At 65.2% G+C, this 14,987-nt stretch carries 20 protein-coding genes; 6 read left to right on the top strand and 14 right to left on the bottom strand.

What is annotated here, in order from left to right; translation table 11 throughout:
• Positions 1-17: 17 nt before the first annotated feature.
• The 4 genes from IU514_RS10525 to IU514_RS10510 all read right to left on the bottom strand — a co-directional run bounded on the left by IU514_RS10525 (position 18) and on the right by IU514_RS10510 (position 3,131).
• A complete protein-coding gene (locus IU514_RS10525) occupies positions 18-284 on the bottom strand; it encodes a hypothetical protein (RefSeq protein ID WP_194931061.1) in 267 nt (88 codons plus the stop codon).
• 155 nt (positions 285-439) lie between these two features.
• Positions 440-652, bottom strand: a complete 213-nt coding sequence (locus tag IU514_RS10520; protein WP_194931060.1) for a hypothetical protein — start codon at positions 650-652, stop codon at positions 440-442.
• Positions 653-798: 146 nt separating this feature from the next.
• Positions 799-1,404, bottom strand: coding sequence for a hypothetical protein (locus IU514_RS10515; protein ID WP_194931059.1), 606 nt, complete (start codon positions 1,402-1,404; stop codon positions 799-801).
• A gap of 50 nt (positions 1,405-1,454) precedes the next feature.
• Positions 1,455-3,131, bottom strand: a complete 1,677-nt coding sequence (locus IU514_RS10510; protein ID WP_194931058.1) for a diguanylate cyclase domain-containing protein — start codon at positions 3,129-3,131, stop codon at positions 1,455-1,457.
• A gap of 234 nt (positions 3,132-3,365) precedes the next feature.
• Between IU514_RS10510 and IU514_RS10505 the strand changes: the two genes are divergently transcribed.
• On the top strand, positions 3,366-3,563 hold the full coding sequence (locus IU514_RS10505; RefSeq protein WP_194931057.1) for a hypothetical protein: 198 nt from the start codon (positions 3,366-3,368) through the stop codon (positions 3,561-3,563).
• 239 nt (positions 3,564-3,802) lie between these two features.
• Positions 3,803-5,191, top strand: coding sequence for a PQQ-dependent sugar dehydrogenase (locus IU514_RS10500; protein ID WP_194931056.1), 1,389 nt, complete (start codon positions 3,803-3,805; stop codon positions 5,189-5,191).
• Between the two features lie 9 nt (positions 5,192-5,200).
• Here the strand turns inward: IU514_RS10500 and IU514_RS10495 are convergent, their stop codons facing one another.
• The 8 genes from IU514_RS10495 to IU514_RS10460 all read right to left on the bottom strand — a co-directional run bounded on the left by IU514_RS10495 (position 5,201) and on the right by IU514_RS10460 (position 9,315).
• Positions 5,201-5,410 (bottom strand): hypothetical protein, encoded by a 210-nt coding sequence (locus tag IU514_RS10495; RefSeq protein WP_194931055.1) that lies wholly within the window; start codon positions 5,408-5,410, stop codon positions 5,201-5,203.
• The gene (locus IU514_RS10490) at positions 5,385-6,062 is read right to left on the bottom strand and encodes a GIY-YIG nuclease family protein (RefSeq protein WP_194931054.1); all 678 of its coding nucleotides are present in this window, start codon (positions 6,060-6,062) and stop codon (positions 5,385-5,387) included. The genes IU514_RS10495 and IU514_RS10490 overlap by 26 nt, the downstream gene beginning before the upstream one ends.
• Before the next feature lie 144 nt (positions 6,063-6,206).
• The gene (locus IU514_RS10485) at positions 6,207-6,872 is read right to left on the bottom strand and encodes a MarC family protein (RefSeq protein ID WP_194931053.1); all 666 of its coding nucleotides are present in this window, start codon (positions 6,870-6,872) and stop codon (positions 6,207-6,209) included.
• A 12-nt stretch (positions 6,873-6,884) separates the two neighbouring features.
• Positions 6,885-7,370: a YidH family protein gene (locus IU514_RS10480; protein ID WP_228760636.1), complete on the bottom strand. Its 486-nt coding sequence runs from the start codon at positions 7,368-7,370 to the stop codon at positions 6,885-6,887.
• Complete coding sequence (locus tag IU514_RS10475; RefSeq protein WP_194931052.1) at positions 7,367-7,732, bottom strand: DUF1622 domain-containing protein; 366 nt, start codon at positions 7,730-7,732, stop codon at positions 7,367-7,369. Before IU514_RS10475 ends, IU514_RS10480 begins: the two co-directional genes overlap by 4 nt.
• Positions 7,733-7,770: 38 nt before the next feature.
• A complete protein-coding gene (locus tag IU514_RS10470) occupies positions 7,771-8,586 on the bottom strand; it encodes a transporter (protein ID WP_194931051.1) in 816 nt (271 codons plus the stop codon).
• A 145-nt stretch (positions 8,587-8,731) separates the two neighbouring features.
• Positions 8,732-8,938: a twin transmembrane helix small protein gene (locus IU514_RS10465; protein WP_194931050.1), complete on the bottom strand. Its 207-nt coding sequence runs from the start codon at positions 8,936-8,938 to the stop codon at positions 8,732-8,734.
• 47 nt (positions 8,939-8,985) lie between these two features.
• Positions 8,986-9,315 (bottom strand): hypothetical protein, encoded by a 330-nt coding sequence (locus IU514_RS10460; protein WP_194931049.1) that lies wholly within the window; start codon positions 9,313-9,315, stop codon positions 8,986-8,988.
• 156 nt (positions 9,316-9,471) lie between these two features.
• Here IU514_RS10460 and IU514_RS10455 point away from each other — a divergent pair, with 156 nt between their 5' ends.
• Positions 9,472-10,890 (top strand): aminotransferase-like domain-containing protein, encoded by a 1,419-nt coding sequence (locus tag IU514_RS10455; RefSeq protein ID WP_194931048.1) that lies wholly within the window; start codon positions 9,472-9,474, stop codon positions 10,888-10,890.
• Between the two features lie 6 nt (positions 10,891-10,896).
• Here IU514_RS10455 and IU514_RS10450 read toward each other — a convergent pair whose 3' ends face one another.
• Complete coding sequence (locus IU514_RS10450; protein WP_194931047.1) at positions 10,897-11,772, bottom strand: bile acid:sodium symporter family protein; 876 nt, start codon at positions 11,770-11,772, stop codon at positions 10,897-10,899.
• A gap of 148 nt (positions 11,773-11,920) precedes the next feature.
• On the opposite strand from IU514_RS10450, the gene modA reads away from it, so the two are divergent.
• Genes modA through IU514_RS10435 form a run of 3 tightly spaced genes read left to right on the top strand, consistent with a single transcriptional unit; the run spans position 11,921 to position 14,043 of the window.
• The gene (gene modA / locus IU514_RS10445; protein ID WP_194931046.1) at positions 11,921-12,685 is read left to right on the top strand and encodes a molybdate ABC transporter substrate-binding protein; all 765 of its coding nucleotides are present in this window, start codon (positions 11,921-11,923) and stop codon (positions 12,683-12,685) included.
• 4 nt (positions 12,686-12,689) lie between these two features.
• Positions 12,690-13,406 carry a molybdate ABC transporter permease subunit gene (modB, locus tag IU514_RS10440; protein ID WP_194931045.1) on the top strand — a complete coding sequence of 239 codons (717 nt, stop codon included), beginning with the start codon at positions 12,690-12,692 and terminating at the stop codon, positions 13,404-13,406.
• Entirely contained in the window at positions 13,393-14,043 is a 651-nt protein-coding gene (locus IU514_RS10435; protein WP_194931044.1) for an ATP-binding cassette domain-containing protein, read from the top strand. Before modB ends, IU514_RS10435 begins: the two co-directional genes overlap by 14 nt.
• On the opposite strand, the gene IU514_RS10430 is transcribed toward IU514_RS10435, so the two are convergent.
• Positions 14,033-14,824 carry a TOBE domain-containing protein gene (locus IU514_RS10430; RefSeq protein WP_228760635.1) on the bottom strand — a complete coding sequence of 264 codons (792 nt, stop codon included), beginning with the start codon at positions 14,822-14,824 and terminating at the stop codon, positions 14,033-14,035. The genes IU514_RS10435 and IU514_RS10430 overlap by 11 nt on opposite strands.
• Positions 14,825-14,987: the final 163 nt, after the last annotated feature.

The raw sequence follows: 14,987 nt of genomic DNA, 5'->3' as shown, positions 1-14,987 counted from the left end.
GGAGACAGTGATTCGCCCTACTCGTTCACGTCTCCGCGCACGAGGTATGTTCCGCCATCGCCGCGGATGTCCACGTACTCGTGGTCGAAGAGGATGTCGCAGATAAGCACGGATGCATCGTCCAGGTGCGCCTCTTCCACGGCCTCCAGGATCTCGCCGGCCTTCTCGGAGAAGCGCACCACCAGATCCCCGGGCACTGGAAACTGCTCGATCAGCTGCGGCATCTCGTCACGCAGGGACTGGATACGGCGCTGGATTTCTTCCCACGGAAATTTGTTCGTCATTTGACAGGATTGTGACGCAATTCCTGCCATGCATTGCCGCATGTCGACGCAGCGTCAACATGCCGGCTGAACAATTCAGCTTGTATGACGGACGCTCGACACTGGCCCATCGCCGGATGCAAGCCGGACCAGATCGTTGGATTTGCCCCGGACGGTCACGTCATCCTGGCCAGGTCCGCCGCAACCGCGTCACGCAACCGGCGTAACCGGTCTGCGTCGCCAGCGACCCTGCGCACCTCGGCATTCCTGAGAAGACACCAGAGCTGACGGAGTTTCTGGTGGTCGCTCGTATCGACTGCCGACCGGGCCAGCTTCCTGACCCGCGCTTCCACCAGATCCAGATCACCTTCTATTGGCACGTTGAGCATCTGAGCCTCCATCCCCGCGCACATGGTTACCACGGCTGCGCCACATCGACGTGAAACCCTGCACGGCGCACGACCCATGATTCAGCAGCGTGAACCGCAGGTCAGCGAAGTCGGGCACGTTATATGCACGTGCGTTGCGTACGCGATCACAATCTGGGCTCGATCTGCCCCAGGTGCAGCCGGGTGAAGCCGACGGCGATGACGAACAGCACGCATATCGCGCCGGTCGCGATGGCGTGGAAGCGCCGGCTTTCGAGGATGGCGCAGCCGATCATCAAGCTCGTTCCGACCACCTGCAGCATCCGGAACCCGACGAAGAATGTGCGCACACCGGTCAACGGTTCGATGAACATCGCCCAGACGCCGGCGCACGCCAGCATTCCGAAGAAGATGCCCCGCGTGTCGAAGTAGTGACGCTCGACATCGATTCGTCCGTCGATCAGCTCCGGCACGATCACATGGCTGGCGATCACCAGCGCCGCCGGCCCGATCAGGACAAACACGAACAGCCCATACGTCCAGTCCGTCACCACGCGCAACAGCCAGAACGACCACCACATGTGCAGGTGCAGCGCGATCAGCAGGACGACCCAGACACCGTGAAGCCAGTAGAACTTCACGCGACGCCGGATTTGCACGAAGTTACCGACACCGGCAAGGATCTGCGTGAGCCCGAGGCCCACGACCACCGATACCATGACCGCAAGGTAGTTGAAGGCGTCCATCGTCCGCCGTTGAGTGGCCTTGCCCATGACCAACGCAGGCGGAACGGCCGTTCAGGCCAACCCGCCTGGAGTGACGGTCATGCCACCAGCCCGGTGCGGTGCGCCGCAAGCCAGTGGCCCATGTCCGACCCCGTCATAGGCTCGGCAACATGGAACCCCTGCATCGCATCGCAACGGTCGCGGATGAAGTCCGCCTCCGCCGGCGTCTGCACGCGCTCCACGACCACGAGCAGCCCGAGTGCATGGGCCAGTTGGATGGTTGCCGACAGCACCGCGCAGGCGCCGGGATCGGAAGGGAATCCGGGAAAGTGCTTCAGGTCGATCTTGATCCGCGCCGCCGTCGATGCCAGCCGCGTGAGCCCCACCTGTGTGCCGCTGAAATCGTCGATCGTCAGTGCCAGCCCGGCCTCGCGGATCTCCTGCAGTGTCACCTCGTCGCGACGGCCGCCATGCAACTGATCCTCGGGGAAGTCGGCCTCGAAGCATTCGAGGGGAAAGCCCGTCTTGACGACCGTCTTGGCGATCCTTTCGGCCAGCCCAGCCGCACCGATCTCCACCCTGCAGAAGTTCATCACCAGATGCAGCTGGGGCCAGCCTTCGCGCTGCCACTTCGCCGCCTGCGTGCAGGCCTTCGTCACCGATCGGATGCCGATGTCGCGCAGGCGGCCGGTTTCGGCGGCCAGCCCCACCAGCCGCTCCACCGGGTAACTCGCGAAGAACGGATGCGAGCACCTCAGCAGCGCCTCGATCGCAAGCACATTGCCGGCCCCGTCCACTACGGGCTGGTACATCAGATGGAAGTGGCGCGGCGACACACGCGCCAGCATCTGGATCTCCCGGCTGCGTTGGTGGGCACGGAAGTCCATGATCTCGGTGAAATACTGATAACCATGCCGCCCCTCCGACTTCGCCTTGTAGAGGGCGGCGTCGGCATTGCGAAGCAGCTGCTCGATGTCGGTGGAATCGCTGGGGAACACGCTGATCCCGATGCTGACGCCCGTCCTTACCTCGTGCCCGTCCGTGCGAAACGGCTCCGCCATCGCGGCCAGCACTTTCTCGGCAATGGCGCTGCCAACCTGTCCGCCGTCGGCATCGCTGACCAGCATCGCGAACTCGTCGCCACCCAGGCGCGCCACCACGTCGGTCTCGCGAACCACCGACCGCATCCGCGCCGCGGCCTGCTTGAGCAGATCATCGCCACCGAGGTGGCCGAGACGGTCGTTGATGCTCTTGAAGTGATCGAGGTCCATCAGCATCACGAAGAACGAATGGCCATTGCGTTCGGACAGCGCTGCCGCCTCTTCCAGGCGGGTCATGAACTCGGCCCGGTTGGGCAAGCCGGTGAGCACGTCCGCCAGTGCGAGTTTCGAGATCTGCTCTTCGGCGCGCTTCTGTTCCGTCGCGTCGCGGAGGATCTTTACGAACCCCATGAGCGCTCCCTTTCGGCTGCGAACCGGATAGATCATGCCGTCGGCCCAGAACGTCGAACCGTCCTTGCGCACGTGCCACCGGAAATCCCCGCCGCACCCGGTGCGCAGCGCGTCATCCAGTTCCGTCTGCGGCGCGCCATCCTCGAGGTCCTGCGGCACGAACAACACATCGGCCGGCTGTCCGACGATCTCCTCATCGCCATAGCCGAATATGCGCTCCGCCCCTGAATTCCAGAGCTGAATCACGCCATCTGGCCCCATGAACATGATGGCGTGACTCGTGGGGCTATCGATGATCGCCTGCAGCAATTCGCGGCTGTTCACGAGAGTTCCCCACGATGCAATGAAACCTGTGCCCTGTCAGGTTTCTATATAGCGTGGTGGAGGAAATCCGGAGTGAAGGAGGAACGTGAACAGTTCAGTTCATCGCGCCGCGTCGTCCACATGCTCCTCACGTTGCAATTCGGTCTAACGCACGCGTCGCGCAACGGTAACGGTTTGGCATGCATGGTTCTCCGCGCGAAGACGACACCCTTCGCGCAACCACGGAGAAATTGCATGCAGAACCCTAACAACCCCAACAAGCCGAATCAGCCGAGCCAGCCGCCCCGCCATGATCAGGACCGTCAGGGCTCCAGCACACAACAGACCCAGGGCCGCCCCAACCGGGACGACCAGCGCCAGAGCACCGGCAAGGACAAGCCAGCCACCAATATGCCTTCGCGTTCCCGCACCGGGTCCAGCGATCACGAGTGACAACTGGTCCCACACCTGACGCTGGAGAGACGACGATACGTGGAAGCCTCACCCTCGACGCAGGGCCAGGCGAGCCACGGTCAGCCGCGCAGGAATGACGCGCAGTCCGGGTCGGGTACTCCTCCATACCATTATCGAAGTACCGGGGACGGAAACGTCCCCGGTACTGGCTGTTCACTGCGGCGCTACGCCGCCTCCACCGGCGTTGTCGTACGGTGTGGGCTCAGGATGAGGTACCCATGCCTGCACGCACGCCCCCACCCCTGTGCTCGACGGCGATCTGCCTGGCCTTGTCGATGGCGCTGTCAGCCTGCGGAGAGCAGGCGACCTTGCCGGTCAGCGACGGCTTCGGACCGAAGCCCACCCTGCCCCCGCCGAACAAGACACTCATCCCCACCGTCAACGTCGCACCTCGCGTAGGCTGGCGCGATGCCGAACGTCCTGTCGCGGCCACCGGCCTCGCCGTCGACGCATTCGCAACGGGCCTGGAACATCCACGCTGGCTCTATCTGTTGCCCAGTGGCGACGTCCTCGTTGCCGAATCCAATGCACCGCCGCGGCCCAAGGACGCGCCTGCCGGCATACGCAGCATGGTGATGAAGCAGATGATGAAGCGGGCCGGTGCAGCGGTGCCGAGCGCCAATCGCATCACCCTGTTACGCGATGCCGATGGCGATGGTCGCGCCGAGGTGCGCTCCGTATTCCTCGAAGGCTTGAACTCACCGTTCGGCATGACGCTGGTAGGCGATGAGTTCTACGTCGCCAATACCGATGCGCTCGTGCGCTACCGTTACTCGCCAGGTCAACTCAGGATCACGGCATCGCCGACGACGGTGACGCCGCTACCCGGTGGCAAGCGCAACCACCACTGGACCAAGAACGTCATCGCCAGCCGCGACGGACGACGTCTGTATGTGACCGTCGGCTCCAACAGCAACGTCGCCGAGCACGGAATGGAGGAGGAGAAGGACCGCGCCGCGATCCTCGAAGTGGACCCGGTCGCGGGCGCCTACCGCGTTTTTGCATCCGGCCTTCGCAATCCCAACGGGATGGACTGGCAGCCGGAGACCGGCTCGCTGTGGACCGTCGTCAACGAACGTGACGAGATCGGCAGCGACCTGGTGCCCGACTACCTGACCGAAGTGCATGGCGGCGCGTTCTACGGCTGGCCATACAGCTACTTCGGCGCTCACGTCGACGAGCGCGTGAAACCGCCCCGACCTGAGCTGGTGGCGACCGCACGCGTGCCGGACTACGCGCTCGGCCCGCACACCGCGTCGTTGGGGCTTTCGTTCTATCAGGGCATGCTGTTGCCCTCCCCGTACCGCCATGGCGCCTTCATCGGGCAGCACGGCTCGTGGAACCGCAAACCGCACAGCGGCTACAAGGTGATCTTCATTCCGTTCGTCGATGGCCACCCGAGTGGCGCACCCGTCGACGTACTCACCGGCTTTCTCGACAACGACGGCAATGCGCGCGGGAGACCGGTCGGCGTTATCAGCGACGCCAAGGGCGCGGTGCTGGTGGCCGACGACGTAGGCAACGTCATCTGGCGGATCACGCCAGCGGCAAGCCGGGCTGGCGATCAGGCTCGCCCCCGCGACAACGGTTCTCCGTCCGCCCGGTAAGCCTGGTACTTACGACTCAGCCCCGGAACCTTCCTTCACCGAAGCCTGCAATGCCGTCGCCAGCGCCGCGTCGCCCGACACCAGGTCGCGCCAGGACAGGCTGATGCCCTTGCGATGGCCGCTTTCGGTCAGGCGCAAGCCATCGGGATCGATCAGCAGCGTGTAGCGCACGCCACCGATGTCCAGTTGCCGTCTAATGGCTTTGTCCAATGGCGTCATCGGCTTCTCCCGGCAACGGATCGATATGGGTGGCGCTCCACTCCCGCCGGTACCACGCCATCACGGCATCGGGCAGCAGCGGTGCGAGCGGGATGTCCAGCGCCGAATACGCATCCAGCGTCGAGAGCACTTTCGCGCGCAGGCTCTTCGACTCGGGAAGATCCAGGTCCGACGGCTCGCCTTCGACGGCCGTCAGCACCACCTCGCCCCAGCCGTACAGTCGATCGCTGCGCATCGCAAGGCGCGGCCCGATCCAATCACGCAACGGATGGTGGACGGTGAAACCGTCGCTCTCCAGCATCTCTGCTTCCTCCATCAGGCGCCCGTACGCACCGCGATACCACTCGGTGGATCCACCGGCAGGATCGTGGATCGACAATGGCTGTGGAGCGTTGTGCTGGGCAAGCGCGCTCTTCAGTCGGAGCTCGAATCGCCTCGCCTCGCTCACGGTGTCGATCTCGACCACGAAACCGCGGTCAAGATCGAAGAAGTCGTAGTACCGGGCATGGAGCGATTCCATCCGCGCCAGCGGATCGCGCGAGAACCCGACTTTAACCAGGTCCTCGTCGCGGCACGGCAACGTGTAAAGAAAACACTGCCCTTCGCTGGCGCCGCCACGTCGATCCGACGAACGTATCAATGGCTTGCCCATCTGCAATGGCTATCGTTTTTGCGGAGGAAACCCGCATGATGAGCGACCTGTGATAAACGGGCCGTGTCCGGGGTGTTTCGGTCGCGCCGCGCCTTTAATGTCCAGTCATGAAGGTCGAGCGCGGCGATGAACTCGCCGGCGCGCTCACGTGGTGAGCGGCAGTCCAAGCTTCTGCAGCGCCCGCACGATAATCTGCAGCGCCAGCGCCACCTGTAGGATGCCGAGCACGGCACCGAGAATCTGCAGCGGCACCGGCCCGACCCAGCGCATGATCGGGCGCACCGCCAGCATCGCCAGCAGGTTCAGCACCATCACGCCCAGCGCTAGGCCGAGCACGGTCAGGGAGCGGTCGAAGCTGCCACTCAGCGCCATCAGGCAGATCAGCGCTGCGACGCCATACGGCGTCACGGTGACGGGAAAGACCAGATGCATGACCTGCGGCCCACCGGCGGCGGGAGCCGGCGGATCCTTTTCGTACTGCGCCAGCACCATCTGCAGCGCGACCAACAGGAATATGAGGCCGCCTGCGAGCATCATTGCGGGCGTCGAGATCTGCCACTTGCGCAGCATCGCGCTGCCGACCAGTCCGGCCAACAGCACGGCGATCACGCCGAACACAAAGATCTTGAATGCCAGCGCGCGCAGCTTGCCGGGATCGAGCTCGCGGGTGGCGGCGAAGAAGGGTCCGATCGCCTTGATCGGCCCGAGCATGATGAAGAAAGCCAGGAAGACGTTTTCCGCGGTCAGATCGTAGGCTTGCGGCGCCTCGGCCGCGGCCTGCAGTAGAACGAGCAGTTCGGGAGCGGACATGGTCGTCTCCAGTCAGAACAGGAACAGCCACAACGCGGTCAGCCCGCCCAGGAACAGCAAGCCGAGGCTGGTCACCATCACACCGCGCCGATACGGCACGTAATGACCTTCCTCGATGTCCTTGCCGACGCGCCAATAGCGGTAGATGGACCACACCAGCAGGGCCAGGCCCAGCACCACCATGCCGAGCCCGGCATTGCCGGCATCGCGCAGCATCGTGTGCTTTCCGGTCGGCGCCGTGCCCTGCTGGATCAGGTAGATGCTGAAGCGGTTGATGGTGATGCCGAAGCCGATCAGCGACACCGTGGTACGCAGGTAGGCCAGGTGCGTGCGCTCGTTCGCCAGATGCGACCGCAGGTTGGACACCTGCGTGCGGTACACCGACAGCCGCGTCCGGTACATCGACAGCACGGTCGACGACGTGGCGGCATCCGGCTTGCCTTCGATCTGGGCAGCCAGGTCGTCCGGCAACTGCGGTGGGCTTGGATCGACGCTCATGTCAGCTCCGGATTGGCGACGGCCTCGGCCGGACGCGCGGCAGCTTCGAGGTCTCGCTCGAGGAAGTAGTTGAGGAACGTGCGGATCACCGCGATCGCGGCAAGCTGCCCGATGTCGTCCCAGCTGGGTGCGATGGCCGTGCGCACGATGTCGGCGGCGAGCATGAACTCCAGCCCGAGCAGCAGCCATCGCGCCAGGCTCAACCACGCCGCGCGACGGATCCCATGGGTGACGCGGCGGAAGCGGAATGCAGGAAGAAGCCGCACCAGCGCGTCGACCGCGCCAATCGCGATGACCAGCACCGACAGCGATTCCAGGACCAGGGCGATGTAGCCGGACGCGGTACGAAAGATCTCTTCCATGCAAGCCTCCGCGGCGGCGCATGCGCGTCGCGATTGGATTACTTCGTCGGATACAGCAACGTCAGAACAAAGCGAAGGCCCCACTCCGCGCCGGTGTCGGGCGCGTCCACGTAGTAGCGGACGCCACCGGCGTAACTCACCATTTGCGAGCCGATCTTGCTCACCTTCGAATAGCTCAGGTTGAGCGGCGCGGTCCACTGCTCGCCCTTCCAGTCGTAGGTCGATTCGAAATTGACGCTGATCGTTCGGCCCTTTCCGATACCCTTGGCGACGAACGGCTGCAGGAACGTGCTGCTGATGTCGGCCCGGTCGTCGTCGCCCGCGACCGACCATATGTGGTTGACCAGCGCGCCGTAAGTCCAGCCCTCCTTGGTCTGGCGCAATACGACTGCTGTCGGGCCAAGGCCCCACTTGTCGGTGCCGAGCAGGTCGTCGCTGGCGGTGGGAATCAGGAACGCAGGGCCCACGCCCCAAACCCAGCCACTGGCGGTGGGTTGCTTGGGCGAGAAGAACAGGCTCTGCGTGATGTCGCCGATGCCGGTCTGGCTGCCGGCGCCGGGAAAGACGTCGCTTTGCGAAACGATCGGCAGGATCGTGCGCGAGATCATGTTCCAGTCTTCGCCGATCGAGATCGGTGCGACTGGCTGCACATTGAGCTGGAAGCGCTCGCCGTCCTCTTCAGGACCGATGCGATCGTCCCAGTTGAGTTGCAGCGGCACGCTGATCAGGTTTGCAACCGGATTCGACAGTTGCTTGGCGAGTTCATCGGCATCCTGTGCGTGGCACGGCGCGGCTGCGAAGCCGGCCCCGGCGCACAACAACACCATCACGGCGTAACCCAGCTTGCCGCGCATCCGCCACCCCGCTCCTTCCCTTTCACACCGGTTTGGCGGTGCGATTCAGGCGCTCACAGTGGCTCCGAAACCGTGAAGCGTTTGTGACCATCCGGTGTCCGGATGGCCGTCCACGCCATGCAATTGCGGCAAAAAAAGCGACTCGTTAGCGCCCGACGCCGTGGCCTTCGATCACGCCTGTCGCCATGCCGGCTGCGACCAGCAGGATCAATGCCACCGACAGACCGATTCGCCACGTCAACGCGTTGACGGTGCGCTTGCTGGTGCCGTGATCGACGAGCATGTAATACAGACCAGCACCGAGGTTGTAGACGATCACGCCGAGGAAGGCGACGACGAACAGCGTTTTCATGAGGGCTCCGGGATGCCGTGGCGGCGCCGCGGCGAAAGATCGGGTGCTCAGTCCTGAGCTTCGACGGCCGACGGCGCACGCAACACGCGAAAGCGGACGATGAAGGCAGCGGTCATCACCGCCAGGAACAGGCCGTACGAGACCGACGTGGCGAGGATCTGCGGCCACAGATGGCCGTAGCCGGGATCGGCGTTGTGCATGCTCCACTGCATGCCCCACGCCGAGGCCGCGACGGCCAGCACCAGCGACACGATGTCGAACAGCTTGCGGGCGGCGTTGCGAGGCGCTCGAGGGAAGCACCAGAACAGCACCCCGAGGATCGCGAACCACGGGATGAAGAGGATCAGGGCCAGGTTGAATTCGACTTGCGGGGACATCGGACTTGGGGGGAGGCGGCAGGCCGTGCCTTTGCCGGGCCATCACAGCCTAGGCGACCCGTATCAGATTGGTAAGATTCAGATGCCTGCCCAAAAAACCATATCAGTTGCCCCGCATGGGCGGCCCAGCCCCTGAGTCCGCCGCCGAGCCCGCCAATGAAGCGTTACGAAGCCCTAGCCGAGGAAGTCGCGGCCTCGATCCGCTCCGGCGTGCTGCGCCCGGGCGATCGGCTGCCGTCGGTGCGCCAGACCAGCGAGAGCCGGCATGTCAGCCCGTCGACGGTATTCCAGGCCTATTACCTGCTCGAAGCCCGCGGCCTGATCCGGGCCCGCGCCAAGTCCGGGTACTACGTGGCCCCGGGCCTGCCGGCGCTGCCGCCGGAGCCCGAAACGCCTTCGCATCCTTCCGGCGAAGCGGCGACCCTCGACGTCAGCGCGCGCGTGTTCGAGATCCTGCAGTCGACGATGCATCGCGACGTCGTGCCGCTGGGCTCGGCTTTTCCGAGCCCCCTCTTGTACCCGCTGCGGCGCCTCGCCAAATCGATGGCCGGCAGCGTGCAGACGCTGGACCCGCGCAAGTTTCTCGACGACCTCACGCCCGGCAACGCTGCGCTTCGCCGGCAGATCGCATTGCGCTATCACGCCGACGGCATCCACGTGTCGCCGGAGGAGATCGTCATCACCAACGGCGCGATGGAAGCGCTGAACCTGTGCCTGCTGACGGTGGCGCGGCCCGGCGACGCGGTGATCATCGAGTCACCGTGCTTCTACGCGGCGCTGCAATCGATTGAACGCAACGGCCTGCGCGCGATCGAAGTACCGACACACCCGCGCGACGGCATCGAACTCGAGGCACTGGCACGGGCGATCGAGCAGCACCGCCCCGCCGCGTGCTGGCTGATGACGACGTTCCAGAATCCGCTTGGCAGCCGCATGCCAGATGAGAAGAAAAGTGCACTGGTCGAACTGCTGGCGCAGCACGGCGTTCCGCTGATCGAGGACGACGTCTATGCCGAGCTCTATTTCGGCGACGAACGCCCTGCCCCGGCCAAGGCGCATGACCGCCAGGGCCTGGTGATGCATTGCGGCTCGTTCTCCAAGAGCCTCGCGCCCGGCTACCGGGTCGGCTGGGTAGCACCTGGCCGCTACTTCCGCGAAGTCGCGCGGCACAAGCTGTCGACGACGATCACCACGTCCGCGCCGCCGCAGGCCGCGCTGGCGTCGTATCTCGAGCATGGCGGCTACGAACGCCACCTGCGCCAGTTGCGGCGCATGCTGAAGGAACAGCAGGAGGTCTTCATCGAGGCCGTCGCCCGCCACTTCCCGCCGGGCACGCGCGCCACGCGCCCCAGCGGTGGTTACTTCGTCTGGATCGAACTCGACCCGCGCGTCGACGCGCTCACGCTGCACAGCCAGGCGCTTGAGCACGGCATCAGCATCGCGCCCGGCCCGATCTTCTCCGCGAGCCGCGGATTCCGCCACTGCATCCGCCTCAACTACGGCTACGCCTTCGACGAGAAAGTCGAGGCAGCCGTGGCGACGTTAGGGCAGCTTGTGGCGCGCAGCGTAGAGTGACTCGCGCTAGGTCTGCGGGGCTTCCCGCCGCGCCCTTCGCCCTAGGGCCACCACCGCCAACGCGGGGACGAACATCATCAAGCCATACGTCGCCGCTGGCAGCGCGGCCTGCACCGAGTGCAGGATCGTCAGCGCGACCAGCATCGCCAGCATGCAGTTCTGCACGCCCACTTCGATGCTGATCGTCACCGAATCTGCAAATGACAGCTTCACGGCGCGCGCGAGCAGCAAGCCGCCCACCATGGCGGCGGCGCTCATTGCCAGCGTGGCCGCGCCCAGTTCGGAGATCGACCGGGACACGAGTTCCCATTGCGTCACCGCGAACGCAACCACTACCAGGATCAACGACAGCAGCGCGACACGACTGATCCACGGCTGCACGCGCAACGCCCAGGCGCGGGCCCAATGCCGCGCACCCATGCCCAGCGCCACCGGCAGCAGCACCAGTACCGCCAGCCGGGCGATGGTTTCGGAGACGGGGAGCTGGACCATCCGTCCTTCGATATCGAACGCGCGCGCGGCCAGGAGTATCCACGCCGGCACGCTGAGCAGCGACGCCACCGCGCTGATCGCGGTCAAGGCCACGGCCAGTGCCACGTTGCCTCCCGCAAGATAGGACAGCGTGTTGGAGACACTTGCACTGGGACAGGCGGCGAGCAGCACGAATCCGATGGCGAAGCCTGGCGTATCGCGAAACACATAGGCCATGACGAAGCCGATCGCCGGCAACAGCAGATAGTGGCCAGCAACACCAACGGCCACGGACTTCGGGGACCGGCCGATGCGGCGGAAGTCCGCGACCTCCAGGGTCAGTCCGATGCCGCACATGATGATGAAGTTGACCAGCGGCAGCGCCACCCGGATCAGCAGGTTGTCTTCCATTCGGCCTCCAATGGACGCGGGCCGTCATTTGCGCCGGCACATTCTGCATGTCGTGCGACCCGAGGCAAAAGGACAGCCCTTGGCCTCAAGCGACGGCAATTTGCGCTATATAGCTGAATATATACCGCCCCCCCCATGGACCACCGCCATGCGTGCCCTGATCCAACGCGCTTTCCTGCTGCTGGCCCTGCTCGCCGCCGGCCCCGCCTTGGCCGAGCAGCCGGTCCGTGTATTCGCCGCCGCCAGCCTCACCAACGCGCTCAACGACATCGCCGCCGCGTGGGAAAAGGCCGGGCATCCGAAGCCGAGCCTCGCCTACGCGGCGTCGTCGGCGCTGGCCAAGCAGATCGAGGCCGGTGCCCCGGCCGACGTGTTCGCCTCGGCCGACCTGACGTGGATGGACTACCTCGACCAGCGCGACAAGCTGGTGCCGGGCACCCGCGCCAGCGTGCTTGGCAACTCGCTGGTGATGATCGTGCCGAAGGGCCAGGGCTTTCCCGTCCGGATGACGCGCGGCTTCGACATCGCCAATGCCTTCCGTGGCCGGCTCTGCACGGGCGAACCGGGCGTGGTTCCGGTGGGCATCTATGCCCAGGAAGCGCTACAGAACCTCGGCTGGTGGGACGCGCTGAAGCCCCGCATCGTCGGCACCGACGACGTGCGCACCGCATTGGCCTTCGTTGAACGTGGCGAGTGCCCGCTCGGCATCGTCTACGCCACGGACGCCAAGATCAGCCAGAAGATCGAGGTGCTGGCCACGTTCCCGCAGAACACGCACAAGCCGATCGTTTATCCGTTCGCCGCAGTCAAGGGTGGACGTCCGGAAGCGCAGGCGTTCCTGCGCTTCGTGCAGGATTCCTCGACCGCCGTGGCGATCTTCGAGAAATACGGCTTTAACCGAGTGAAGCACTGATCCGATGTGGTTGTCGCCTGAAGAATGGCAAGCCCTGGCGCTGTCGGCGAAGGTCGCACTATGCGCGACCGTGGCGTGCCTGCCGTTCGGCGTCGCGCTGAGCTGGCTGCTGGAGCGCCGCGAGTTCCGCGGCAAGGTCTGGATCGACACGCTGGTGCAGTTGCCGATGGTGCTGCCGCCGGTGGTGCCAGGCTACCTGCTGCTACTGCTGCTGGGCACGCAGGGACCGCTCGGGCGATGGCTGCAGGATGTCTTCGGGATCGTGATTGCCTTCACCTGGAAAGGGGCGGTGATCGCATCGGCGGTGATGGCGTTTCCGCTGATGGTGCAACCGATCCGGCTCGCCATCCGCCTGATCGATCCGCGCCTGGAAAAGGCGGCGGCGACGCTCGGCGCCAGGCCGTGGGACACGTTCTGGACCGTGACGCTTCCTCTTGCGGTGCCCGGCCTGATCGCCGGCTGCATCCTGTGCTTCTCGCGCAGCCTCGGCGAGTTCGGCGCAACGATGGCCTTCGTCGGCAACATCCCCGGCGAAACCCGCACGCTGCCGCTGGCGATCTACAGCCTGACGCATGTGCCCGACGGCGAAGCGGCGGCGATGCGCCTGTCGCTGCTGTCGATCGGGCTGGCGGTCGCGGCGCTGCTGGTCAGCCGCTGGATCAGTCTGCGTGCCGAACGCCGGCTCGGATATCTGGACCGGGGCCAGCATGCTGAACTTTGACCTGCACTTCTCGCGTGGTGGATTCGAGCTGACTGCAGCCGCGACGGTAGGCGCGGGAGTCACCGGCGTGTTCGGCCCGTCCGGTTCCGGCAAGAGCACGCTGCTCGCGCTGCTGGCCGGTCTGCTCTCACCCACGCGCGGCACGGTGAACTTGGGCGACCGCATCCTGGTCGATACGCACGGCAAACGCTTTGTGCCGGCGTGGGATCGTCATGTCGGCCTGGTATTCCAGGACGGCCAGCTGTTTCCGCACCTGACCGTGCGCGACAACCTGCTTTACGGCTTCTCGCGCATTGCGCCGGGCTTGCGCCGGTTCGACCTGCAGGGCGTGGCTCAGCTGCTGGAACTCACGCCGCTGCTCGACCGTCGCCCCACCCTGCTCTCCGGTGGCGAACGCCAGCGCGTCGCGCTGGGCCGTGCGCTGCTGTACTCGCCGCAACTGCTGCTGCTCGACGAGCCGCTGTCGTCACTGGACGACCGCCTCAAGCAGCAGATCCTGCCGTTCCTGAAACGCATCCGCGACGAGACACGCATCCCGATGCTGTACGTCACGCATGCGCGCAGCGAACTCGACTACCTCGCCGACCGCGTGCTCGGCATGGAAAGCGGACGCCTGCAGGCCGATGTTACGGCGTAACCGCGAGGATAACGCTCGACGCCTTGAACAGCACCGTGGCGGGCGCGCCTTCGGCCAGCCCCAGGTGCCGGGCCGATGTATTGGTGATGATCGCCGCGATCGAGTTGCCGCCGGCCAGCGCGATCACGACCTCGGTGTTGACCGCGCCTGGCACCACGCGGATGACGTTGCCGGCGAGCTGGTTGCGCGCCGACAGGCGCACTCCGTCGAGGTTGGTGGCCACGATCACGCTGGGCGCCTTGATCAGTGCAATGGCATGGCCACCCACCGTCAGACCCATGCGCTCCAGGCTTTCGTGCGTGATGATCGCGACGATCCTGCCGCCGCCCGAGAGCTCGAGTTCGACTTCATCGTTGACGGCCCCCGTGGCGATGCGGGTGACACGACCGGACAACTGGTTGCGGGCACTGGTCAGCACGGCAAATCTCCCGATGAGGTTGAGATCATGACTGGCGTTGGCGATGCGGGTGTTCAGCTGCTCGATGAAGCGAGCATTCTCGGCTTCGACCGCGCGATACGTCGCAACAAGCCGTTCGCCATCCGGCGTCAGGCGCGTGCCGCCACCGCCCTTGCCGCCGACCAGGCGTTCGACCAGCGGAGCATCCGAGAGGTTGTTCATGGCATCGACGGCATCCCAGGCCGCCTTGTAGCTCAGGCCGACCTCGCGCGCAGCGGCGGCGATGGACTGCTCGGTGCCGATCGCCGCCAGCAGCTCCATCCAGCGGCGGCTTCCGAACGAGCCGTGGCTGCCTTCGACGGTGAGCGAACTCGATATGCGCATTCTGGATGCGGTCATTGGAAACCGGCGTTGGCGCAGCATAACCCGTCGTCCGGCGGCTCGCGGTGCTTGGAGAAGCAGGCACTCCCCGCAATCCTTTACGCACAGGTTATGCGCATTGGGAATTTGCGAATAGAGGCTTTACCTGCTGCCGGCGGAGACTGAT

The sequence above is a fragment of the Lysobacter niastensis genome, assembly GCF_015453285.1.
In the GTDB taxonomy this organism is placed as follows: domain Bacteria; phylum Pseudomonadota; class Gammaproteobacteria; order Xanthomonadales; family Xanthomonadaceae; genus Lysobacter_J; species Lysobacter_J niastensis.
Note: the sequence above shows the minus strand (reverse complement) of the source record. Positions and strands in the feature narration are given on the sequence as shown.